The organism is Cryobacterium sp. M96, from assembly GCF_002929845.1.
Classification (GTDB): Bacteria; Actinomycetota; Actinomycetes; order Actinomycetales; family Microbacteriaceae; genus Cryobacterium; species Cryobacterium sandaracinum.
Map to the genome: position 1 here is coordinate 62483 of NZ_PJJS01000049.1, position 20602 is coordinate 83084.

Consider the following 20602-nt stretch of genomic DNA (forward strand, 5'->3'; position numbering starts at 1 on the left):
TAGGGATGCGATGAGGAGTTGCCCCGTCACGTTGCGACTTATTCAAGTCTGACCAAGGTGGTCGTGCGGGGCCACCAGAGACTTTTCCGCACCCCCGGAAATCTCGTGGCAGAGATCCGGCCGGGAGCGGCGTGGGAGACTTGCGTTTTACTTGGGAGTTTCATGCAATGAGCGACAAACAGACACGGATGCTGGATTTTCTGTCGCAGACACCGGCCTGGGTTACCGCCGGCGAGCTTGCCGACCTCCTGGGCGTCACGCCCCGAACCGTGCGCAGCTACGTCACGAACCTGAAACTGGCAGCCGGGCCGCTCGAGATCATCGAGTCGGGGCCGGCCGGGTACCGGCTGGACCTCGAGGCGTTCGCCGTGTTCCGCGCCAGGGGGCGCATTCACTCGGACGAAGCCGAGACCCCGACGGATCGCCTTTACGCTTTGGTGCGCCGGCTCACGGAGTCCCACGAGGGGCTCGACGTCTACGCTCTGTCCGCCGAACTGTTCGTCAGTGACTCCACGATCGACTCCGACCTGACCAAGGTGCGACAGCTACTGCCCGCCACCGGGCTCACGCTCACCCGCCACGGCAGCGTGGTCACGCTCGCCGGCTCCGAGACCGACCGGCGGAGGCTGCTCAGCCGGCTGTTCCGCGAGGAGAGTTCGCGCGGTCTGCTCGAACTCGAGGCGATCCAGCGCGAGTTCGCCTCCGAGAGCCTCGGAGAGTTCAAGACGGATCTGATCGCGATGCTCGACTCGCAGGGGTATTTCGTCAACGAGTACGGCACCAACGACGTTCTACTCCATGTCGCCATCGCCATCGACCGGGTCACGAGGCGCACCTCCCCCGTGGTGGCCGAGACCGCGGCATCCGTCGGCTCCCCCGACGCGATGACCCTCGCCCTCTCCGGGCTGATCGTGCGCCACTTCCACGTCGAACTGGGTGTCGGTGACCTCGACTACATCGCACTCCTGCTCAAGACCCGGGTGATCACACCCGGGCAGGACCAGCCGGCGCAGGTTCTGATCGAGAGCTTCGTCCGCCCCGAAGATCTCGACGCCGTGCGCCGGATCGTCGGCCAGGCCGGGGACGAGTTCCTGCTGGACCTCGCGGAGGAGAACTTCATCGTGAGGCTCACGCTGCACGTGCGCAACCTGATCAACCGGGCGACAGACCGCTCGTACTCGCACAACCCGCTCACCAGGTCGATCAAGACGTCCTACCCGATGATCTATGAGGTCGCCGTCTACATCGCCAGCCTGTTGCAGCGGCAGGAGCAGATCGTGATCAACGACGATGAGATCGCGTACATCGCGATGCACGTCGGTGCCCACCTTCAGCAGCAGTCCCGGCGCGAGGACCTGGTCACGTGCGCTCTGATCTGCCCGAACTATTACGACATGCACGTGCTGCTGCGCGAACGGATCGAGCGGGTCCTCGGTGACGAGCTCGAAGTTGTGTCGGTGGTAACCCGCAGCGACGTCGACTGGAAGGCCCTGGATGCGAAACTCGTGCTCTCCACCATCGAACCGCAGTCGCCGGCCGAGGCCGTCATCGTGATCCAGCCGTTCCTGACCGAGGCCGACATCGACCGCGTGCGGAAGGCCGCCAGCCGCATCCGCCGTCTTCGGCGTCGCGCCGCTCTCAAGGACGAGCTGCTGCAATTCTTCGACGAGTCCCTGTTCGCGCACAACTTCCACGCCGCTGACGAGACCGCGATGATCCGCGCTCTCGGCGAACGGATGATCGCACACGGCGATATCGACGAGAGCTACATCGACGGCGCGATCGAGCGCGAGCTCATGTCGTCGACGGCGTTCACGGACAACGTGGCGGTGCCGCACTCGATGTCGATGACGGCAATCCGTACCTCGATCGCCGTCGTGATCAACGACACACCCATGGCGTGGGGCGAGAACCGCGTCAACGTGGTGGCGATGGTCGCTTTCAGCGCCGCCGGGCGCAAGAGCTTCCAGACCGTCTTCGACCAGTTCGTGGAGGTCTTCTCAGACCGGGCCGACGTGCAGCGGCTGGTCAAGCGGTCGGTGGACTTCGCATCCTTCATCGACGAGCTCGTGCACCTGATGGACCAGTAGGCCACCGGTCGGGCTACTTCTTCGTTTCACCCCAGTCACGCGTCTTGTACGCATAGATCGCGGCATCGAGCGCTTCGTCGCCGTTCTGCGAGGCGAAGACGGTCTCCTCCAGCAGGGCGATGCCGACCCCGGCGTGCACGGCCTGAAGGCGGATCTTCTCAAACCTGGGTGCCAGGTGGGGACCCACTAGAAGCACGTCGACCGGGCCGAGGGAGGCCGGCAGATCCGATTCGCTCCCCGCGAAGACGTGGACATCCAGGCCGCGGGCCGCGGCGGTGTGCCGAACCCGATGTGCAACAAAGGCACTGGAGGCGCCAGCACCGCAGACGATGAGAATCTTCATGGAATCGCTCTTTCCCTGAGCCGCGACGGACGGTTTGCCCTCTCCTCCATCCTCCCGCCTCCGGAGTCCCGGAGAGACCAGATCCCCGCCCCCGAGCGCGGCTGGTTCGGGCCGTGTGTGGCTCCGGGAGCGGGTTCCGATTGCCGCGGGTGAGGGGCGATCGCGGGTGGCGGGTGAGTGGCGATTGGTCCATTTCTCGGACAGGCGAGAAGTTGACCGCAGCGCGGGGTGGATGCGCGCTGCAACCGCCGTCTCGTACGAGCCCGGAGCCCGGGGTCGACTCACCCCGAACGAATTCGACGGAGATTCTGCCCAAAACACCGCTTTCGGGCACGAAAACGGGTGTTTGACCCAAAATCTCCGTCGAATTGGTTTGGCATCGGGCACGACGTTTCGCGTGCGGAACGGCGTCCACGCAGTGCGGTGAGATCCGACGTTCCGTGTGCGGCTGGTTCGGGCCGTGTGCGGCTACGGGAGCGGAACGGGCGTGATGCCGAGCGGGGCCAGCCCCGCAGCGCCGCCGTCGGCGGCGGTGAGCACCCAGATGCCGTCCTTGTGCACGGCCACGCTGTGCTCCCAGTGCGCGGCGGCCAGGCCGTCGCTGGTGGCGACGGTCCAGTCGTCGTCGCGCACGAACGTCTCGATGGACCCCATGACGACCATGGGCTCGATCGCGATCACCAGACCGGGCTTCACGTCCGGACCCTTCTGGCGAACGCGATAGTTGAACACGGGCGGGGCCTCGTGCATGGACCGGCCGATGCCGTGACCGACATAGTCGGTGAGGATTCCGTAGTCCCCCTGAGACTCGACGTAGTCCTCGATGGCATCGCCGACCTCGTTGAGGTGACGCGCCACCGCGAGCCGGGCGATCCCGTGCCACAGCGACTGCTCCGTGACGTGCGACAGTTTCTCGCGCTCGGCGACGACCTCGGGCCGGGCCGGGTCCGGAATCACGAAGGAGAAGGCCGCGTCGCCGTTCCAGCCGTCGATGATGGCACCGCTGTCGATCGACACGATGTCGCCGGCGGCGAGCACGCGAGCCCCCGGGATGCCGTGCACGACATCCTCGTTGACGGACGCGCAGACCGTGTGGTGGTAGCCCTGCTCCAGCTTGAAGTTCGGCAGGCCGCCTTGAGCCACGATGGCCGCCTCGGCGGCCGCGTCGAGCTCGAGGGTGGTCGCACCGACCCGGATGGCCGCCCGGGCCGCATCCAGGGATGCGGCCGTGGCCAGTCCGGGCGCGATCATCAACCGCATCTGCGCCGGCGACTTGTAGATGGATCGTCGAAGGCTCATGGTGAAGATCTCTGCAAACTGCTGAGGACGCGCACGCTGGGCGTGCACGACCGGGTTAGGAGGCGCTGGCTGCGTCTCCGCTGGTGACGGGCACGCTGGTGACGGGCACGCTGGTGACGGGCACGCTGGTGACGGGCACGGAGAGTCCGCGCCCGGTCAGAGCCGCGAGGATGCGCCCGGTCACTTCGTCGACGGCGCCGAGGCCGTCGACCGTGACCACGAGACCGCGGGAGGAGTAAACGTCGATCAGAGGAGATGTCTGCTCCTCGTAGACGGAAAGGCGGTGCCGGATGACGTCAGCGGTGTCGTCCGCACGCCCCTGCTCGGCGGCACGCTTGAGGAGTCGGGCGACGACCTCTTCGGTATCGGCGACGATCAGCACGACGGCGTCGAGTGCGTCACCGTCGGCCTCCAGCAACCGGTCCAGTTCCAGAACCTGCTCCTGCGTGCGCGGGTAGCCGTCCAGCAGGAATCCCCCGGTGGCGTCGGGCTGCTGCAACCGATCGGACACGATCGCGTTGGTGAGGGAATCGGGCACGTACGCGCCGGCATCCATGAACGCCTTGACTTGAAGACCCAGCTCGGTGTCGTTCTTCACGTTGAAGCGGAAGATGTCACCGGTGGAGATGGCCGGAACGTCGAAGGCCTCGGACAGGCGCTCGGCCTGAGTTCCCTTGCCCGCGCCGGGCGGGCCGATCAGCAGCAAACGGGTCATCGGAGAAGCCCTTCGTAGTGGCGCTGCTGGAGTTGCGCGTCGATCTGTTTGACCGTCTCGAGTCCGACACCGACCACGATCAGGATGCTGGCGCCACCGAACGGGAAGTTCTGGTCGGCTCCGATCGCGGAGAACGCGATCAGCGGCAGCAGGGCGATCAGGCCCAGGTACAGGGCACCGGGCAGCGTCACCCGGGTGAGAACGAAGTCCAGGTACTCGGCGGTCGGACGACCGGCACGGATGCCCGGGATGAATCCGCCGTACTTCTTCATGTTGTCGGCGACCTCTTCGGGGTTGAAGGTGATCGCGACATAGAAGTAGGTGAATCCGACGATGAGGAAGAAGTACAGCGCCATGTAGAGCGGATCGTTGCCCTGCGTGAGGTTGTTGGTGACCCAGGTGACCCACGCTGCCGGCGCCTGTCCGGCCGCCGGCTGGTTGAACTGCGCGATCAGGGCCGGAAGGTACAGCAGTGACGACGCGAAAATGACGGGCACGACGCCGGCCATGTTCACCTTGATCGGGATGTACGTGTTGTTCCCGCCGTAGGTGCGGCGTCCGACCATCCGTTTGGCGTACTGCACCGGGATGCGACGCTGGGACTGCTCGACGAAGACCACCGCGGCGACCACGACCAGACCGACCGCGATCACGATCATCAGGATGTCGAGGCCCTTCTGCTGCCCGATGGAGGCGAGCGATCCCGGAAAGAGGGCTGCGATCGAGGTGAAGATCAACAGTGACATGCCGTTGCCGATGCCGCGCTCGGTGATGAGCTCACCCATCCACATGATCAGGCCAGTACCGGCGGTCATGGTGATGACCATGAGCATGATGGCGTACCAGGCGTCGTTGGTGAGCAGCTGCGAGCACTCGGCGCTGGCGGACGTGCCGTAGAGCGCTCCGCTGCGGGCCACCGTGATCAGCGTCGTCGACTGAAGGATCGCGAGGGCGATGGTGAGGTACCGAGTGTACTGGGTGAGCGTGCCCTGTCCGGACGCGCCTTCCTTGTGCAGTGTCTCAAAATGTGGGATGACCACGCGCAGGAGCTGCACGATGATCGAGGCCGTGATGTACGGCATGATGCCGAGCGCGAAGACCGACAGTTGCAGCAGCGCGCCGCCGCTGAAGAGGTTGACGAGCTCATAGAGGCCGCTGGCGTCCTGGTTCGCCGCCAGACACGATTGAACGTTTCCGAAGTCGACGAAGGGGGCAGGGATGAACGAGCCCAGTCGGAACAGGGCAACGATACCCAGGCTGAACCCGATTTTCCTGCGCAGGTCGGGTGTGCGGAATATCCGCGCGATGGCGCTGAACACAATGCCTCCAGTTAATAACGTGAAAAACGAGCTTGTCGAGACCAGCATCGAAAGATTTCGATTGGTGGCCTCGACAAGCTCGCTCAGCGTCTACGGACTTACTTGATTGAGCCACCCGCAGCGACGATCTTCTGCTCTGCTGAGCCGGAGACCTTATCCACTGCAATGTTCAGCTTAACCGCAATGTCACCATTGCCGAGAACCTTGACCTTCTCGTTGTCGCGAACGGCACCCTTGGCGACCAGGTCGGCGATGGTTACATCGCCGCCGTTCGGGTAAAGCTCGGCGAGCTTCTCGAGGTTGACGACCTGGTACTCGACGCGGAACGGGTTCTTGAACCCGCGCAGCTTCGGAGTACGCATGTGCAGCGGCATCTGGCCACCCTCAAACCCGATGCGCACGTTGTAGCGCGCCTTCGTACCCTTGGTTCCACGGCCGGCGGTCTTACCCTTGGATCCTTCACCACGACCGACACGCATGCGCGACTTCTTGGCTCCGGGGGCGGGGCGAAGGTGGTGAACCTTCAGAACCTGCTCGCGCTTCTCGGTCGGAGCAGCCTTCACTGCGACCTTGGCGGAGGCAGCCTTTTTGGGGGCTGCCTTCTGTGCAGTGGCGGGCTTGGCGGCTGCCGTGGCAGCTTCCTTCTCGTCAGCCATTAGTCAATCTCCTCGACCTTTACGAGGTGAGCAACGGTGTTGACGTAGCCACGGTTCTGCGAGTTGTCCTCGCGAATCGTGACTGCGCCAATGCGCTTGAGACCCAGGCTGCGAAGCGTGTCGCGCTGGTTCTGCTTCTCACTAATTTTGGACTTGATCTGTGTCACTTTGAGGCGAGCCATCAGGCACCTGCCTTTGCTGCCGCTGCAGCTGCTGCTGCGGCGGCGTCGGCACGCAGGAAGCGCGCCGGAGCGACGTCTTCGTACGCGAGGCCACGACGAGCCGCAACTGCACGCGGCTCTTCGAGCTGGTGCAGGGCCTCGACCGTGGCGTGAACGATGTTGATGGTGTTCGACGAACCGAGCGACTTGCTGAGGACATCGTGGATGCCCGCGCACTCGAGAACGGCGCGCACCGGGCCACCGGCGATAACGCCGGTACCGGCGGCGGCGGGACGCAGCAGGACGACGCCGGCTGCGGCTTCACCCTGCACGGGGTGCGGGATCGTCAGACCGACGCGGGGAACGCGGAAGAAGTTCTTCTTCGCTTCTTCGACGCCCTTGGAAATGGCGGTCGGCACCTCGCGGGCCTTGCCGTATCCGACGCCGACGAGGCCGTTTCCGTCACCGACGACGACGAGAGCGGTGAAGCTGAAGCGACGACCACCCTTCACCACCTTGGAAACGCGGTTGATGGTGACGACGCGCTCCAGGAACTGGCTCTTGTCGGCATCGCGGCTTCCGCGGTCCTTGTTCGGGTTGCGCTCACGACCGCCACGACGAGCCTCACGAGGCTCGTTCTGGGCAGGTGCCGTTGAGGCAGCGGTTTCGACGGGTGCCTCTGCGGCCACCACGGTCTCCTTGGTTGCTGTGCTAGCGGTTTCAGTGCTCACAGGTTCAATCCACCCTCTCGAGCTCCATCGGCGATCGCAGCGACGCGTCCTGCGTACTTGCTTCCGCCACGGTCAAATACGACAGCGTCGATGCCGGCGGCCTTCGCACGCTCGGCGACGAGTTCGCCGACCTTGCGGGCCTTGGCGGTCTTGTCACCATCGAAGGTGCGCAGACCGTCTTCGAGCGTGGACGCCGAAGCAAGGGTGAAACCCTTGCTGTCATCGACGACCTGCACGAACACGTGGCGAGCCGAACGGGTCACGACGAGACGCGGACGAAGCGCGGTCCCCTCGATCTTTTTGCGAAGACGTGCATGCCTGCGTCCGCGGGCAGCGGCCTTGCTATTACCTCTAGTTCCGAGACCCATGGTTATTTACCACTCTTTCCGGCCTTGCGGCGAACAATCTCGCCGGCGTAACGCACACCCTTGCCCTTGTAGGGCTCCGGCTTGCGAATCTTACGGATGTTGGCGGCGACCTCGCCGACAGCCTGCTTGTCGATGCCACCGACCGTGAGGCGGTTGACGCTCTCCACGGTGAGGGTGATGCCGGCAGGTGCCTCGACGAGGACCGGGTGCGAGAAGCCGAGGGCGAACTCGATCGAGCTGCCCTTCTGGGCGACGCGGTAACCGGTACCGACGATCTCGAGAGACTTGGTGTAACCCACCGTCACCCCGATGATCTGGTTTGCGATCAGCGTGCGAGTCAGTCCGTGCAGCGAACGCGAGTTGCGCTCGTCGTTCGGGCGTGTGACGACGACGTGGCCGTCCTCGATCTTGACCTCGATGGGGTTCGCGACGGTGAGCGCGAGCTCCCCCTTCGGACCCTTGACGTTGACGCGCTGGCCTTCAGTGGCGACCGTGACATCCGCGGGAATCGGGATGGGAAGTCTTCCAATACGTGACATTGTCGGCTACCACACGTAGGCGAGAACTTCTCCGCCTACGCCCTTCTTCTCAGCCTGGCGGTCGGTGAGCAGACCGCTGGAGGTGGACAGGATGGCAACGCCGAGACCACCGAGAACGGTGGGGATTTCGGTCGACTTCGCGTACACGCGCAGGCCGGGCTTGGAAACCCGCTTGATGCCGACGATGGAACGCTCGCGGTTCGGACCGAACTTGAGGTTGAGCGTGAGGGTCTTGCCGACCACTGCATCCTTGACATCCCACGCCGAGATGTAACCCTGGGCCTTGAGAATGTCTGCGATGTTCGCTTTGAGCTTGCTGTGCGGCATGGACACGGTGTCGTGGAACGCCGAGTTAGCGTTGCGCAGTCTGGTCAGCATGTCTGCGACCGGATCTGTCATTGTCATTTGTGGTGCCTTTCTCGCCTGGTTTCGTTCATCCGTTACACGGGTGACGACCTTGGTCGTGGTGGGGCTGGACGGTTGTCCAGCCCCGGATTTGTACTACAAGAGCCAAAGAGCCACTTTACTTGGTGTTTTCGGCCGTCTTGAACGGGAAGCCCAGCGCCTTGAGCAGCGCGCGGCCTTCTTCGTTGTTCTTGGCCGTCGTCACAACCGTGATATCCATACCGCGGATACGGTCGATCCGGTCCTGGTCGATCTCGTGGAACATGACCTGCTCGGTGAGACCGAAGGTGTAGTTACCGCTGCCATCGAACTGCTTGTCGCTCAGACCACGGAAGTCGCGGATGCGCGGAAGCGCCAGGCTCAGGAGCCGGTCGAGGAACTCCCACATGCGGTCGCCACGAAGTGTGACGTGCGTGCCGATGGGCTGTCCTTCACGCAGTTTGAACTGCGCGATCGACTTGCGGGCCTTGGTGACCTGCGGCTTCTGACCGGTGATCTTGGTGAGGTCGGAGACGGCGCCATCCATGATCTTGCCGTCGCGTGCTGCCTCGCCGACACCCATGTTCACAACGATCTTGACCAGGTTCGGAATCTGGTGAACGTTGGTGAAGCCGAGGTCCTTGCTGAGCTGGGCCATGATCTCATCGCGGTACTTCTGCTTGAGACGCGGCAGGGCGGCCTCAACGGGCGCTTCTGCTGCTGCAACTGAAGTGTCGGTCATCAGAGGTCCTTCCCTGACTTCTTGGCGTAACGGATGCGGACCGTCTTGGTGACGCCGTCCTTCGTTACTTCTTCGAGGCGGAATCCGACGCGAGTCGGCTTCTTGGTCTCCGGGTCGACGAGGGCCACGTTGGACACGTGAATCGGCGCCTCCATGGTCTCGATGCCGCCGGTCTTGGTGCCGCGCTGGGTCTGGCCCACGCGAACGTGCTTGGTGACGAAGTTGATGCCCTCAACGAGGACCCTGTTCTTCTCCACCAGGATGGCAATGACCTTGCCCTGCTTGCCACGGTCTCCGCCGCGGGCCTGGGTGCGGCCGGTGATGATCTCTACGAGGTCACCCTTTTTGAGTCTGGCCATGATTTAGATAACCTCCGGTGCCAGCGAGATGATCTTCATGAACTTCTTGTCGCGAAGCTCGCGACCGACCGGTCCGAAGATTCGGGTGCCGCGGGGGTCACCTTCGTTCTTCAAAATCACTGCGGCGTTCTCATCGAACTTGATGTACGAACCGTCTGAACGACGGGTCTGCTTTTTGACGCGAACGACGACGGCCTTGACGACGTCGCCCTTCTTGACGTTGCCGCCCGGGATCGCGTCCTTGACCGTGGCGACGATGGTGTCGCCGAGGCCTGCGTAGCGACGGCCGGAGCCGCCGAGCACGCGAATGGTCAACAGCTCCTTGGCACCCGTGTTGTCGGCAACCTTGAGTCGTGATTCTTGCTGAAGCACTTTTTATACCCTTCTATCAAGTAAGCGCGAGGCTTACTTGGCCTTCTCGAGGATCTCGACCAGGCGCCAGCGCTTGGAAGCGCTGAGCGGACGGGTCTCACTGATTAGGACCAGGTCGCCGACGCCGGCGATGTTCGCCTCGTCGTGAGCCTTCAGCTTGGACGTACGGCGGATGACCTTGCCGTACAGGGGGTGCTTCACGCGGTCTTCGACCTCGACAACGATGGTCTTGTCCATCTTGTCGCTGGTCACGTAACCACGCAGCGTCTTGCGGTAGCCGCGAACGAGAGCCTCAGCCTCGGCAGCGACGACCTTTTCGTCAGTCTTCGCCATGACTAGGCCTCCTTCGTCTGGGCGGCGTCGGCCGCAGCGGAGTCGTCGACGGACTCCACTGCAGTCTTGGCCTTCTTGGTCTTCTTCTCAGCCTTGGCCGGAGCCTCGACTGGTGCGGGAGTCGGACGAATGCCCAACTCGCGCTCACGGAGAACCGTGTAGATGCGAGCGATGTCGCGCTTGACCGCGCGGAGGCGGCCGTGGCTCTCGAGCTGGCCGGTGGCCGACTGGAAGCGAAGGTTGAAGAGTTCTTCCTTCGCCTTCTTCAGCTCATCGAACAAACGCTCGTTTTCAAAAGTGTCGAGCTCGACTGAGGCGAGCTCCTTGGATCCGATCGCCATTATGCGTCGCCCTCCTCGCGCTTGATGATGCGTGCCTTCAAGGGCAGTTTATGGATAGCGCGGGTCAGCGCTTCCTTTGCGACGATGTCAGTGACACCGCTGAGTTCGAAAAGCACGCGACCGGGCTTGACGTTGGCAACCCACCACTCGACGGAACCCTTACCGGAACCCATGCGGGTTTCGGCCGGCTTCTTGGTGAGCGGGCGGTCCGGGTAGATGTTGATCCAGACCTTGCCGCCGCGCTTCATGTGACGGGTGATCGCGATACGAGCGGACTCGATCTGACGGTTGGTCACATAGGCGGGCGTGAGGGCCTGGATGCCGTACTCACCGAACGACAGCTCGGTACCACCGGTTGCGTGGCCGGTACGGCCCGGGTGGTGCTGCTTGCGGTGCTTGACTCTGCGTGGAATCAACATGGTTATGCCTCAACTCCTGCTGCAACCGGTGCCGCTGCCTCTGCGCGGGGCGCACGACGCGGTCGGTCGTCACGACGCTCGGGGCGGGTCGACTTAGCGTTGGCCTGCTCGCGAGCGAGTTCCTTGTTGGTGATGTCGCCCTTGTAGATCCAGACCTTCACGCCGATGCGGCCGAAGGTGGTCTTGGCTTCGTAGAACCCGTAGTCGATGTTCGCGCGCAGAGTGTGCAGGGGCACACGGCCTTCGCGGTAGAACTCCGAACGGCTCATCTCGGCGCCACCCAGGCGACCGGAGACCTGGATGCGAACACCCTTGGCACCGGCGCGCTGGGCACCCTGCAGGCCCTTACGCATCGCGCGGCGGAATGCCACGCGAGCGGAGAGCTGCTCGGCGATGCCCTGAGCGACCAGCTGAGCGTCGACCTCGGGGTTCTTCACCTCGAGGATGTTCAGCTGGATCTGCTTGGCGGTGAGCTTCTCGAGGTCGGAGCGAATGCGCTCAGCCTCCGCGCCGCGGCGACCGATCACAATGCCCGGACGGGCGGTGTGGATGTCGACGCGAACGCGGTCACGAGTGCGCTCGATCTCGATGCGGGACACGCCGGCGCGGTCGAGACTGGTGCTCAACAGGCGGCGGATCTTGACGTCTTCAGCGACGAAGTCGCTGTAACGCTGGCCCGGCTTCGTGCTGTCAGAGAACCAACGCGACACGTGGTCGGTCGTGATTCCCAGACGGAAGCCATAGGGGTTTACTTTCTGACCCATTACTTCGTACCCTCCTCAGGAGTGGCGAGCACAACCGTGATGTGGCTCGTGCGCTTCTTGATCTGGAATGCGCGACCCTGTGCACGGGCCTGGAAACGCTTGAGGGTCGTACCCTCGTCTACGAACGCCTGGCTGACGAACAGGTCCTGCTCGTCGAGGAAGGTGTTGGCTGCATCAGCCTTGACTCGCGCGTTGGCGATTGCCGAGGCAACCAGCTTGTACACCGGGTCGCTCGCGCCCTGCGGCGCAAACTTCAGAATTCCCAGGGCCTCGAAGGCCTGCTTGCCGCGGATCAGGTTGACAACGCGACGAGCCTTCTGGGGGGTAACGCGGATGTGACGCACGCGTGCGATCGACTCCACCATTTCTTATCCTCCTTCACGTCCCCGCGTTAGCGGCGACGGCCCTTCTTGTCGTCCTTCACGTGTCCACGGAAGGTGCGGGTGGGCGCAAACTCGCCGAGCTTATGCCCGACCATGCTCTCGGTGACGAACACCGGGATGTGCTTGCGTCCGTCGTGCACGGCGATGGTGTGCCCGAGCATGCCGGGGATGATCATCGAACGGCGCGACCAGGTCTTGATTACGTTCTTGCTGCTGGCTTCGTTCGCCTTGACAACCTTGCGAAGCAGGTGGTCGTCAACGAACGGGCCTTTCTTGAGACTGCGTGGCATCGTCTACTCCTACTTACGCTTCTTGCCGACGGTACGGCGACGAACGATGAGCTTGTCGCTTTCCTTGTTCGGGTGGCGGGTACGCCCTTCTTTCTGGCCCCAAGGGCTGACGGGGTGACGTCCACCGGACGTCTTACCCTCACCACCACCGTGCGGGTGGTCAACCGGGTTCATGGCGACACCACGAACGGTCGGGCGAACGCCTTTCCAGCGCATCCGGCCGGCCTTACCCCAGTTGATGTTCGACTGCTCGGCGTTGCCGACCTCGCCGATCGTGGCGCGGCAGCGGGCGTCGACGTTGCGGATTTCTCCGGACGGCAGGCGCAGCTGGGCGTAGATGCCATCCTTCGCAACGAGGCGAACGGATGATCCGGCGGAGCGGGCCATCTTGGCGCCACCGCCCGGACGCAGTTCGACCGCGTGGATGATGGTACCGGTCGGGATGTTCTTCAGCGGCAGGTTGTTACCGGGCTTGATGTCAGCACCGGCGCCCGACTCTACGATGTCGCCCTGGTTCAGCTTGTTCGGGGCGATGATGTAGCGCTTGGAGCCGTCCATGAAGTGCAGGAGCGCGATGCGCGCCGTGCGGTTGGGGTCGTACTCGATGTGAGCAACCTTGGCGTTGACGCCGTCCTTGTCGTTACGACGGAAGTCGATCAGACGGTATTGGCGCTTGTGTCCACCACCGATGTGACGGGTGGTGATGCGACCCTGGTTGTTACGGCCACCGGTCTTGGACAGGGGGCGAAGCAGGGACTTCTCCGGCGTGGAGCGGGTGATCTCTGCGAAGTCTGCAACAGATGAACCGCGACGACCGGGAGTCGTGGGCTTGAACTTACGAATAGCCATTTCTTATTCCTCTAGTCCGCGCCGCTTAGCCGACGGCCGTGAAGATGTCAATGGAACCGGACTTGAGCGTGACGATGGCACGCTTGGTGTCCTTGCGCTTGCCCTGACCGAACTTCGTGCGACGCGTCTTGCCGATGCGGTTCATGGTGTTGATCGAAGCGACCTCCACCTTGAAGATCTTTTCGATCGCGAGCTTGATTTCGGTCTTGTTCGAGCGCGGGTCCACGATGAAGGTGTACTTGCCTTCGTCGATCAGGCCATAGCTCTTCTCAGAGACGACCGGAGCGATGATGACGTCGCGGGGATCCTTGTTGATCGGGGTAGCCATTATGCGGACACCTCTTCCTTCTTGGTCTTGCTCGCCACGAACGCGTCGAACGCGCCCTTGGTGAAGACGATGTCGTCGCTGACGAGAACGTCATAGGCATTCAGCTGGTCCCACGGCAGAACGTGCACCGTCGGCAGGTTGCGGATGCTGCGCAGCGTCAGTTCGTCGGTGCGCTCCAGGACGACCAGCACGTGCTTGCTGCTGGCGATCTGGCTGAGCAGCTCGATGGCGCCCTTGGTGCTGGGCGTCTCGGCGCTGAAGAGTGCGGTCACGACGTGCAGGCGGTCGCCACGGGCGCGGTCGGAAAGGGATCCACGCAGTGCTGCCGCGATCATCTTCTTGGGGGTGCGCTGTTCGTAGTTACGCGGGGTCGGTCCGTGAACGATTCCACCACCGGTCATCTGAGGGGCGCGGATCGAGCCCTGACGAGCGCGACCGGTTCCCTTCTGCTTGAACGGCTTGCGGCCGGAACCGGAAACCTCGCCACGACGCTTGGTCTTGTGAGTTCCCTGACGTGCGGCAGCGAGCTGCGCGACGACGACCTGGTGGATCAACGGGACGTTGGTCTGAACGTCAAAGATTTCGGCGGGCAACTCAACGGAGCCGGCCTTCTTACCCTTGGCGTCGATGAGATCGAGTGAGGTAGTCATACGACTAGGCTCCCTTCACTGCATTGCGGACGAATACGAGGCGGCCCTTGGCGCCGGGAACGGCACCCTTGACCAGCAGGAGGCCCTTCTCGGCATCCACGGCGTGAACCTTGAGGTTCAGCACGGTGACGCGCTCGCCACCCATACGACCGGCCATGCGCATGCCCTTGAAGACACGGCTCGGGGTCGAGGAAGCACCGATGGAACCGGGCTTGCGGTGGTTGCGGTGCGAACCGTGAGAGGAGGAAACACCCTTGAAGTTGTGACGCTTCATAACACCGGCGAAACCCTTGCCCTTGCTGGTGCCCATGACGTCGACCTTGGTACCGGCAGCGAACACACCGTCAACGGTGAGCTCCTGACCCAGGGTGTAGTCAGCGGCATCCGCAGTGCGGAGCTCGGTGAGGTGGCGGCGAGGCGTGACGCCTGCCTTTTCGAAGTGTCCGGCGGAAGGCTTGTTGACCTTGCGCGGATCGATGGCCCCGGCAGCGATCTGGACGCCGGCGTAACCGTCGATGTCCTTGCTGCGGATCTGGGTGACAACGTTAGGCGAGATTTCGATGACGGTGACGGGAACGAGCTTGTTGTTCTCATCCCACACCTGCGTCATGCCGAGCTTCTTGCCGAGGAGACCCTTGGTGGTCTTGGTATCTGAGTAAGACATCGCGGGCCCTAGAGCTTGATCTCGATGTTGACGTCGGCCGGCAGGTCGAGACGCATGAGCGAGTCGACAGCCTTCGGGGTCGGGTCAATGATGTCGATCAGACGCTTGTGGGTGCGCATTTCAAAGTGCTCCCGGCTGTCCTTGTACTTGTGAGGGGAACGGATGACACACACCACGTTCTTCTCGGTCGGAAGCGGCACGGGGCCGACGACAGTCGCACCCGCGCGGGTCACTGTGTCGACGATCTTGCGCGCCGAAATGTCGATGACCTCGTGGTCATACGACTTAAGTCGAATGCGGATTTTCTGTCCCGCCATGTCGAACTCGCTTTCTTGTCAAGGCTTCGTACATCCCGAGGGGCTGCATTGGACGCCGTAGTAGCACTGCTGCTGTCGCACCACTGTTCATCTGTCAATTTCGGCAGGGCCGCGGAGCGGTCATGCCGAGCCAACCCGCTTCTCCACACTCGCGCGTGGGGGAAGGCATGGATTTACCCAGCTGTCCCGGCTGTTGGTTTGAGCTATGTTCTGCTACCCGCGGCCTAACTGTGCACCTGGCGCCTTTTACGGCGAACGGCACAAGCTATGCACTGCCTGGCAGTGATCCCGACACCGCGTGCAGCGCGGCAGTCGAAAGTGTTGAACTAGAAGAGTCTGCCACAGGGTTGGGTCATTGTGCAACCCGGGCGTGTCGCGGGCGGCGTGTCGCCACATCCGCGTCGTTCCGCGGCTCGGCCGGCTCTCGCCCCGGGCGCGTCGCCGCCGCCATTCACGCCTCGCGCGAGTGCTGCGCCGCTCCGCGCGGGGCACGCCACCAGCGCAGCGGCGCAACACCCGCGCACCACCGGCACCTCACCGAAACTGGAGTCGCGGGCGCCCGAACGGCAGCCCCAACTGCAGCAGCCGAGTGCGCAGCCGACTCTGACTCATCCCGACCGGGAAGTCCCACCGGGTGAACGCGTGCACCTGGTGCCGCACGCCATCCTCACGGCGTTTCTCGTCGTAGAACACCTCGGCGGTGGTGCGATCGCCTCGCAACACGGGGTCGAAGTATTTGCCCTTGCCGTCGGCCTCCCCCACCGAGTTCTCGTCGATCCAGTAGAAGTCCGTGAAGACGGTCTTGCCTTCGACGACGAACGGATGCTGCAGCACCGGCTCCGGAAATCCGTTCAGCGCCACGTTGACGCGGCTTCCGGACTCGTTGGGGGAACCGGACAGCGTCGAAGAGAAGTCGATCACGGCCCGCGCCCGCACGGACCCGCGGAAGGGAAGCAACCCTTCCCAGGTCTCAAGCAGCCTGGCTCTGGTGGTCAGAGGCAGAATGCGCCCCCTGCGATCCACCGCAATGGAGCGGTCGGCCATGGCGACCGCGGACTTCAGATCCAGAGTGGCGGCGAGGTCGACGACCGTGCGTTCGACGCTGGTGACCAGGAGTCCGTTCACCACGGCGATATCCCGCGTGTCGAGTCCCAATGCATGCTTGCGGATACCCGGCGTCGAGCGTCCGCCGCGGGTGCGTTCGGTGAGGGAGTGGACCTCGGGCGGCCAGCCGGCAAGAGTGGGGAGTCCCCACAGGACAGCCGCGGACCCGTTCGCAGGTGGCATGCCACGCGCGAACCGGCGCACGACCCGCGCCACGGTGCGCTCGGTCACCGAAGTGAGCTCGACCAGCGGTTACCTGCCGTCGGGGCCAGTGCCTCGAGCGTCGCGGTCGGTCGGACCGTCCCCGCGACCGAGGTGTTTGTCCGCCGCCGCTCGGGCATCCTTGATCTTGTCGGCGTGCTTGTTGCCGGTGACCTTGTTCGCGGCGGCGGCGCCCCCGTCGAGGATCTTGTCGGCGATCTTCTCGCCCTTCTCTGTTTTGAGGAACTCCTGCGCTTTGCGGCTGATGTCGTTGAAATTCACGGGGTGCTCCGATCTGGGGCTGTTGAGGTTCATGTCAAGGCTAGTTCCTGGGCGATTCGGGATCAACTGGCCCCGCAAGTCGGGCACGAAAAAAGGGCCGGCCCCGAAGGACCGACCCCATTTTCTGAAGGGAACTACTTGACGATCTTGGTCACCGTTCCGGCGCCGACGGTGCGGCCACCTTCACGAATGGCGAAGCCGAGGCCCTCTTCCATGGCGATCGGCTGGATCAGCGCGACGTTCATGTCGGTGGTGTCGCCGGGCATGACCATCTCGGTGCCCTCAGGCAGCGTGATGACGCCGGTGACGTCCGTGGTGCGGAAGTAGAACTGCGGGCGGTAGTTCGCGTAGAACGGGTTGTGACGCCCACCCTCATCCTTGGACAGGATGTACGCGGTGCCCTCGAAGTCGGTGTGCGGAGTGACCGAACCCGGCTTGACGACAACCTGGCCGCGCTCGACGTCTTCGCGCTTGGTGCCACGAAGAAGAAGGCCACAGTTCTCGCCGGCCCATGCCTCGTCGAGCTGCTTGTGGAACATCTCGATACCCGTGACCGTGGTCTTGATGGTCGGGCGGATGCCGACAACCTCGACCTCGGAGTTGATCTTGAGGGTTCCACGCTCGGCGCGGCCGGTGACGACGGTTCCACGACCGGTGATCGTGAAGACGTCCTCGATCGGCATCAGGAAGGGCTTGTCCTTGTCGCGGACGGGCTCCGGGAAGTAGTCGTCGACAGCCTTCATGAGCTCAAGGATGTTGCCGACCCACTTCTCGTCGCCTTCAAGCGCCTTGAGTGCGGAAACGCGCACGACGGGAGCGTTGTCGCCGTCGAAGCCCTGGGCGGAGAGGAGTTCGCGAACCTCGAGCTCAACGAGCTCGAGGATCTCTTCGTCGTCAACCATGTCGGACTTGTTCAGTGCCACGAGCAGGGACGGCACGCCGACCTGCTTCGCGAGCAGGACGTGCTCACGGGTCTGAGCCATCGGGCCGTCAGTAGCGGCAACCACAAGGATCGCCCCGTCCATCTGAGCAGCACCGGTGATCATGTTCTTGATGTAGTCAGCGTGGCCCGGTGCGTCTACGTGCGCATAGTGACGCTTTTCGGTCTCGTACTCAACGTGCGAGATGTTGATCGTGATACCGCGCTGGCGTTCTTCCGGAGCAGAGTCGATCGACGCAAAGTCGCGCTGAACGTTCGTCTTGGACGGGTACGTGTCGGCAAGGACCTTGGAGATCGCTGCAGTCAGCGTGGTCTTTCCGTGGTCAACGTGACCGATCGTTCCGATGTTTACGTGCGGCTTGGTCCGCTCGAACTTGGCCTTGGCCACTGTGGGTCCTCCTCAGGACTCATGGCTCCATCGACCGCTGGTTTGCGGCCGGTGAAACTGCTGGATTTGTGTACTTATGCTACTCGGGCCGGGAGGCCGAAGCGATTTGGGCCCGAAGGCCCGGAGAGACCGGAAGCCTCAGGCTATTCGCCCTTGTTCTTCTGGATGATCTCTTCGGCCACGGCCCGGGGGACCTCCGCGTAACTCTCGAAGGTCATCGAGTACACCGCGCGGCCCGAGGTCTTCGACCTCAGGTCACCGATATATCCGAACATCTCCGACAGCGGCACGTTGGCGCGAATTACCTTCACGCCCTGAGCGTCCTCCATGGTCTGGATCTGTCCACGACGCGAGTTGAGGTCGCCGATGACGTCGCCCATGTACTCCTCGGGCGTACGAACCTCGACGGCCATCAGCGGCTCGAGCAGAACAGGGTCAGCCTTACGAACGGCTTCCTTGAAGCCCATCGAACCGGCAATCTTGAACGCCATCTCCGAGGAGTCGACATCGTGCGCGGCGCCGTCAAGCAGGCTTGCCTTGACGCCCACCATCGGATAACCGGCCAGGACGCCAACGTGCAGCGCATCCTGGATTCCTGCGTCCACCGAGGGGATGTACTCCCGGGGGATGCGGCCACCCGTGACCTTGTTGACGAACTCGTAGCTCTTCTCGGCAGTGATCTCGAGCGGCTCGATCGCGATCTGAATCTTCGCGAACTGCCCGGATCCACCGGTCTGCTTCTTGTGCGTGTAGTCGTGACGCTCGACCGCCCTGCGGATGGTCTCGCGGTAGGCGACCTGAGGCTTGCCGACGTTGGCTTCGACGTTGAATTCACGTCGCATCCGGTCGACCAGGATGTCCAGGTGAAGTTCACCCATTCCCTTGATGACCGTCTGACCAGTTTCCTGGTTCTGCTCGGTGCGGAAGGTCGGGTCTTCTTCGGCCAATTTCTGGATCGCAAGACCCAGCTTCTCCTGGTCCTGCTTCGTCTTCGGCTCGATCGCAACCTCGATGACCGGGTCAGGGAACGTCATCGACTCGAGCACGACCTGCGCGTTCGGGTCGCACAGGGTATCGCCTGTCGTGGTGTCCTTGAGGCCGATGACCGCGTAGATGTGACCGGCGGTCACGAAGGCCACCGGGTTCTCCTTGTTGGCGTGCATCTGGAAGATCTTGCCGATGCGCTCCTTCTTGCCCTTGGTCGAGTTGACGACCTGGGCGCCGGAGTCAAGGTGACCGGAGTACACGCGAACGTAGGTCAGACGACCGAAGAACGGGTGAACGGCGACCTTGAACGCGAGGGCCGTGAACGGCTCCGTCGCGTCGGGGTGACGCATGATGACCTTTTCCTCGTCGCGCGCGTCGTGGGCCTCGATGGCCGGCACGTCGAGCGGGGTGGGGAGGTAGTCGACGACTGCGTCAAGCATCGGCTGAACGCCGCGGTTCTTGAACGCGGAACCGCAGAGGACCGGATAGATTTCGCTGGAGACCGTGAGCCCCCGAATCGCGTGCTTGATCTCGGAGACCGTGAGCTCTTCGCCGGAGAAGTACTTCTCCATGAGGTCGTCGTCGGTCTCGGCGACGGTTTCAAGGAGCAGCTTGCGGTATTCCGCGGCCTGCTCGGCAAGGTCGGCCGGGATCTCTTCGATGGCGTACTTGGAGCCCATCTCGACGTCACCCTTGGAGTCGCCGCGCCAGGTCAGTGCACGCATTTCGACGAGGTCGACAACACCTTCGAAGGTGTTCTCGGCGCCGATGGGCAGCTGGATGACGAGCGGCTTCGCGCCGAGGCGCTTGACAATGGTGTCGACCGTGTAGAAGAAGTCGGCGCCGAGCTTGTCCATCTTGTTGACGAAGCAAATGCGGGGCACGTCGTACTTGTCGGCCTGACGCCAGACGGTCTCCGACTGGGGCTCAACGCCCTCCTTGCCGTCGAACACTGCGACGGCGCCGTCGAGGACGCGGAGCGAACGCTCCACCTCGACGGTGAAGTCGACGTGGCCGGGGGTGTCGATGATGTTGATCTGGTTTGAGGCCCAGAAACAGGTAGTCGCGGCAGACGTGATGGTGATGCCACGTTCCTGCTCCTGCGCCATCCAGTCCATGGTCGAGGCGCCGTCGTGCGTCTCGCCGATCTTGTGATTGACACCCGTGTAGTACAGGATGCGCTCAGTGACGGTGGTCTTGCCAGCATCAATGTGAGCCATGATGCCGATGTTGCGGACCTTACTCAGGTCGGTGAGCACGTCAAGTGCCACGGGGGTCCTCCGG

General features: G+C 63.3%; 29 protein-coding genes. 1 reads left to right on the plus strand and 28 read right to left on the minus strand.

Annotation, left to right across the window (positions count from 1 at the left end; all coding sequences use genetic code 11):
• Positions 1 to 167: 167 nt before the first annotated feature.
• Positions 168 to 2090, plus strand: coding sequence for a BglG family transcription antiterminator (locus tag CXY79_RS09820; RefSeq protein ID WP_104100950.1), 1923 nt, complete (start codon positions 168 to 170; stop codon positions 2088 to 2090).
• A gap of 13 nt (positions 2091 to 2103) precedes the next feature.
• On the opposite strand, the gene CXY79_RS09825 is transcribed toward CXY79_RS09820, so the two are convergent.
• The 28 genes from CXY79_RS09825 to fusA form a co-directional block, all read right to left on the minus strand.
• Complete coding sequence (locus CXY79_RS09825; protein ID WP_104100951.1) at positions 2104 to 2433, minus strand: PTS sugar transporter subunit IIB; 330 nt, start codon at positions 2431 to 2433, stop codon at positions 2104 to 2106.
• Between the two features lie 468 nt (positions 2434 to 2901).
• Entirely contained in the window at positions 2902 to 3732 is an 831-nt protein-coding gene (map, locus tag CXY79_RS09830) for a type I methionyl aminopeptidase (protein ID WP_104101026.1), read from the minus strand.
• Positions 3733 to 3787: 55 nt separating this feature from the next.
• The gene (locus tag CXY79_RS09835) at positions 3788 to 4447 is read right to left on the minus strand and encodes an adenylate kinase (protein ID WP_104100952.1); all 660 of its coding nucleotides are present in this window, start codon (positions 4445 to 4447) and stop codon (positions 3788 to 3790) included.
• Positions 4444 to 5766, minus strand: a complete 1323-nt coding sequence (secY, locus tag CXY79_RS09840; protein WP_104100953.1) for a preprotein translocase subunit SecY — start codon at positions 5764 to 5766, stop codon at positions 4444 to 4446. The genes CXY79_RS09835 and secY overlap by 4 nt, the downstream gene beginning before the upstream one ends.
• A 98-nt stretch (positions 5767 to 5864) precedes the next feature.
• Positions 5865 to 6422 carry a 50S ribosomal protein L15 gene (gene rplO / locus CXY79_RS09845; protein WP_104100954.1) on the minus strand — a complete coding sequence of 186 codons (558 nt, stop codon included), beginning with the start codon at positions 6420 to 6422 and terminating at the stop codon, positions 5865 to 5867.
• On the minus strand, positions 6422 to 6604 hold the full coding sequence (rpmD, locus tag CXY79_RS09850; RefSeq protein WP_174235710.1) for a 50S ribosomal protein L30: 183 nt from the start codon (positions 6602 to 6604) through the stop codon (positions 6422 to 6424). The genes rplO and rpmD overlap by 1 nt, the downstream gene beginning before the upstream one ends.
• The gene (rpsE, locus tag CXY79_RS09855; protein ID WP_369827970.1) at positions 6604 to 7314 is read right to left on the minus strand and encodes a 30S ribosomal protein S5; all 711 of its coding nucleotides are present in this window, start codon (positions 7312 to 7314) and stop codon (positions 6604 to 6606) included. Before rpsE ends, rpmD begins: the two co-directional genes overlap by 1 nt.
• On the minus strand, positions 7311 to 7682 hold the full coding sequence (gene rplR, locus CXY79_RS09860) for a 50S ribosomal protein L18 (protein ID WP_104100955.1): 372 nt from the start codon (positions 7680 to 7682) through the stop codon (positions 7311 to 7313). The genes rpsE and rplR overlap by 4 nt, the downstream gene beginning before the upstream one ends.
• Before the next feature lie 2 nt (positions 7683 to 7684).
• The gene (gene rplF, locus CXY79_RS09865; RefSeq protein ID WP_104100956.1) at positions 7685 to 8221 is read right to left on the minus strand and encodes a 50S ribosomal protein L6; all 537 of its coding nucleotides are present in this window, start codon (positions 8219 to 8221) and stop codon (positions 7685 to 7687) included.
• 6 nt (positions 8222 to 8227) lie between these two features.
• Positions 8228 to 8626 (minus strand): 30S ribosomal protein S8, encoded by a 399-nt coding sequence (gene rpsH / locus CXY79_RS09870; RefSeq protein ID WP_104100957.1) that lies wholly within the window; start codon positions 8624 to 8626, stop codon positions 8228 to 8230.
• Positions 8627 to 8744: 118 nt separating this feature from the next.
• Entirely contained in the window at positions 8745 to 9347 is a 603-nt protein-coding gene (gene rplE / locus CXY79_RS09875; protein WP_104100958.1) for a 50S ribosomal protein L5, read from the minus strand.
• Complete coding sequence (gene rplX, locus CXY79_RS09880; RefSeq protein ID WP_104100959.1) at positions 9347 to 9706, minus strand: 50S ribosomal protein L24; 360 nt, start codon at positions 9704 to 9706, stop codon at positions 9347 to 9349. Before rplX ends, rplE begins: the two co-directional genes overlap by 1 nt.
• Before the next feature lie 3 nt (positions 9707 to 9709).
• Complete coding sequence (gene rplN / locus CXY79_RS09885) at positions 9710 to 10078, minus strand: 50S ribosomal protein L14 (RefSeq protein ID WP_104100960.1); 369 nt, start codon at positions 10076 to 10078, stop codon at positions 9710 to 9712.
• Positions 10079 to 10111: 33 nt separating this feature from the next.
• Positions 10112 to 10411: a 30S ribosomal protein S17 gene (rpsQ, locus tag CXY79_RS09890; RefSeq protein WP_104100961.1), complete on the minus strand. Its 300-nt coding sequence runs from the start codon at positions 10409 to 10411 to the stop codon at positions 10112 to 10114.
• A 2-nt stretch (positions 10412 to 10413) separates the two neighbouring features.
• Positions 10414 to 10752: a 50S ribosomal protein L29 gene (gene rpmC, locus CXY79_RS16800; protein WP_104100962.1), complete on the minus strand. Its 339-nt coding sequence runs from the start codon at positions 10750 to 10752 to the stop codon at positions 10414 to 10416.
• Positions 10752 to 11171 (minus strand): 50S ribosomal protein L16, encoded by a 420-nt coding sequence (gene rplP / locus CXY79_RS09900; RefSeq protein WP_104100963.1) that lies wholly within the window; start codon positions 11169 to 11171, stop codon positions 10752 to 10754. Before rplP ends, rpmC begins: the two co-directional genes overlap by 1 nt.
• 2 nt (positions 11172 to 11173) lie before the next feature.
• On the minus strand, positions 11174 to 11935 hold the full coding sequence (rpsC, locus tag CXY79_RS09905; protein WP_104100964.1) for a 30S ribosomal protein S3: 762 nt from the start codon (positions 11933 to 11935) through the stop codon (positions 11174 to 11176).
• The gene (gene rplV, locus CXY79_RS09910; protein WP_104100965.1) at positions 11935 to 12300 is read right to left on the minus strand and encodes a 50S ribosomal protein L22; all 366 of its coding nucleotides are present in this window, start codon (positions 12298 to 12300) and stop codon (positions 11935 to 11937) included. The genes rpsC and rplV overlap by 1 nt, the downstream gene beginning before the upstream one ends.
• Before the next feature lie 26 nt (positions 12301 to 12326).
• The gene (gene rpsS, locus CXY79_RS09915) at positions 12327 to 12608 is read right to left on the minus strand and encodes a 30S ribosomal protein S19 (RefSeq protein ID WP_104100966.1); all 282 of its coding nucleotides are present in this window, start codon (positions 12606 to 12608) and stop codon (positions 12327 to 12329) included.
• Between the two features lie 9 nt (positions 12609 to 12617).
• Positions 12618 to 13457: a 50S ribosomal protein L2 gene (gene rplB / locus CXY79_RS09920; protein ID WP_104100967.1), complete on the minus strand. Its 840-nt coding sequence runs from the start codon at positions 13455 to 13457 to the stop codon at positions 12618 to 12620.
• 25 nt (positions 13458 to 13482) lie between these two features.
• On the minus strand, positions 13483 to 13785 hold the full coding sequence (rplW, locus tag CXY79_RS09925; protein WP_104100968.1) for a 50S ribosomal protein L23: 303 nt from the start codon (positions 13783 to 13785) through the stop codon (positions 13483 to 13485).
• Entirely contained in the window at positions 13785 to 14435 is a 651-nt protein-coding gene (rplD, locus tag CXY79_RS09930) for a 50S ribosomal protein L4 (protein ID WP_104100969.1), read from the minus strand. The genes rplW and rplD overlap by 1 nt, the downstream gene beginning before the upstream one ends.
• Positions 14436 to 14439: 4 nt before the next feature.
• A complete protein-coding gene (gene rplC, locus CXY79_RS09935; protein ID WP_104100970.1) occupies positions 14440 to 15099 on the minus strand; it encodes a 50S ribosomal protein L3 in 660 nt (219 codons plus the stop codon).
• A gap of 8 nt (positions 15100 to 15107) precedes the next feature.
• Positions 15108 to 15416 carry a 30S ribosomal protein S10 gene (gene rpsJ, locus CXY79_RS09940; RefSeq protein ID WP_035834607.1) on the minus strand — a complete coding sequence of 103 codons (309 nt, stop codon included), beginning with the start codon at positions 15414 to 15416 and terminating at the stop codon, positions 15108 to 15110.
• A 534-nt stretch (positions 15417 to 15950) separates the two neighbouring features.
• Complete coding sequence (locus CXY79_RS09945) at positions 15951 to 16751, minus strand: hypothetical protein (RefSeq protein ID WP_104100971.1); 801 nt, start codon at positions 16749 to 16751, stop codon at positions 15951 to 15953.
• 21 nt (positions 16752 to 16772) lie between these two features.
• Positions 16773 to 17003 (minus strand): Rv0909 family putative TA system antitoxin, encoded by a 231-nt coding sequence (locus CXY79_RS09950; RefSeq protein ID WP_134511889.1) that lies wholly within the window; start codon positions 17001 to 17003, stop codon positions 16773 to 16775.
• A gap of 134 nt (positions 17004 to 17137) precedes the next feature.
• Positions 17138 to 18331: an elongation factor Tu gene (gene tuf, locus CXY79_RS09955; protein WP_104100973.1), complete on the minus strand. Its 1194-nt coding sequence runs from the start codon at positions 18329 to 18331 to the stop codon at positions 17138 to 17140.
• Positions 18332 to 18474: 143 nt separating this feature from the next.
• Positions 18475 to 20589, minus strand: coding sequence for an elongation factor G (fusA, locus tag CXY79_RS09960; RefSeq protein WP_104100974.1), 2115 nt, complete (start codon positions 20587 to 20589; stop codon positions 18475 to 18477).
• Between the last annotated feature and the right edge of the window lie 13 nt (positions 20590 to 20602).

What these genes read in the sequence shown, in the direction of transcription:
- CXY79_RS09820 (WP_104100950.1), top strand. Translation starts at nt 168, where the DNA reads ATGAGCGACAAACAGACACGGATGCTGGATTTTCTGTCGCAGACACCG.
- CXY79_RS09825 (WP_104100951.1), bottom strand. Translation starts at nt 2,433, where the DNA reads ATGAAGATTCTCATCGTCTGCGGTGCTGGCGCCTCCAGTGCCTTTGTT.
- map (WP_104101026.1), bottom strand. Translation starts at nt 3,732, where the DNA reads ATGAGCCTTCGACGATCCATCTACAAGTCGCCGGCGCAGATGCGGTTG.
- CXY79_RS09835 (WP_104100952.1), bottom strand. Translation starts at nt 4,447, where the DNA reads ATGACCCGTTTGCTGCTGATCGGCCCGCCCGGCGCGGGCAAGGGAACT.
- rplO (WP_104100954.1), bottom strand. Translation starts at nt 6,422, where the DNA reads ATGGCTGACGAGAAGGAAGCTGCCACGGCAGCCGCCAAGCCCGCCACT.
- rpmD (WP_174235710.1), bottom strand. Translation starts at nt 6,604, where the DNA reads ATGGCTCGCCTCAAAGTGACACAGATCAAGTCCAAAATTAGTGAGAAG.
- rplR (WP_104100955.1), bottom strand. Translation starts at nt 7,682, where the DNA reads ATGGGTCTCGGAACTAGAGGTAATAGCAAGGCCGCTGCCCGCGGACGC.
- rplF (WP_104100956.1), bottom strand. Translation starts at nt 8,221, where the DNA reads ATGTCACGTATTGGAAGACTTCCCATCCCGATTCCCGCGGATGTCACG.
- rpsH (WP_104100957.1), bottom strand. Translation starts at nt 8,626, where the DNA reads ATGACAATGACAGATCCGGTCGCAGACATGCTGACCAGACTGCGCAAC.
- rplE (WP_104100958.1), bottom strand. Translation starts at nt 9,347, where the DNA reads ATGACCGACACTTCAGTTGCAGCAGCAGAAGCGCCCGTTGAGGCCGCC.
- rplX (WP_104100959.1), bottom strand. Translation starts at nt 9,706, where the DNA reads ATGGCCAGACTCAAAAAGGGTGACCTCGTAGAGATCATCACCGGCCGC.
- rpsQ (WP_104100961.1), bottom strand. Translation starts at nt 10,411, where the DNA reads ATGGCGAAGACTGACGAAAAGGTCGTCGCTGCCGAGGCTGAGGCTCTC.
- rpmC (WP_104100962.1), bottom strand. Translation starts at nt 10,752, where the DNA reads ATGGCGATCGGATCCAAGGAGCTCGCCTCAGTCGAGCTCGACACTTTT.
- rplP (WP_104100963.1), bottom strand. Translation starts at nt 11,171, where the DNA reads ATGTTGATTCCACGCAGAGTCAAGCACCGCAAGCAGCACCACCCGGGC.
- rpsC (WP_104100964.1), bottom strand. Translation starts at nt 11,935, where the DNA reads ATGGGTCAGAAAGTAAACCCCTATGGCTTCCGTCTGGGAATCACGACC.
- rplV (WP_104100965.1), bottom strand. Translation starts at nt 12,300, where the DNA reads ATGGTGGAGTCGATCGCACGCGTGCGTCACATCCGCGTTACCCCCCAG.
- rpsS (WP_104100966.1), bottom strand. Translation starts at nt 12,608, where the DNA reads ATGCCACGCAGTCTCAAGAAAGGCCCGTTCGTTGACGACCACCTGCTT.
- rplB (WP_104100967.1), bottom strand. Translation starts at nt 13,457, where the DNA reads ATGGCTATTCGTAAGTTCAAGCCCACGACTCCCGGTCGTCGCGGTTCA.
- rplW (WP_104100968.1), bottom strand. Translation starts at nt 13,785, where the DNA reads ATGGCTACCCCGATCAACAAGGATCCCCGCGACGTCATCATCGCTCCG.
- rplD (WP_104100969.1), bottom strand. Translation starts at nt 14,435, where the DNA reads ATGACTACCTCACTCGATCTCATCGACGCCAAGGGTAAGAAGGCCGGC.
- rplC (WP_104100970.1), bottom strand. Translation starts at nt 15,099, where the DNA reads ATGTCTTACTCAGATACCAAGACCACCAAGGGTCTCCTCGGCAAGAAG.
- rpsJ (WP_035834607.1), bottom strand. Translation starts at nt 15,416, where the DNA reads ATGGCGGGACAGAAAATCCGCATTCGACTTAAGTCGTATGACCACGAG.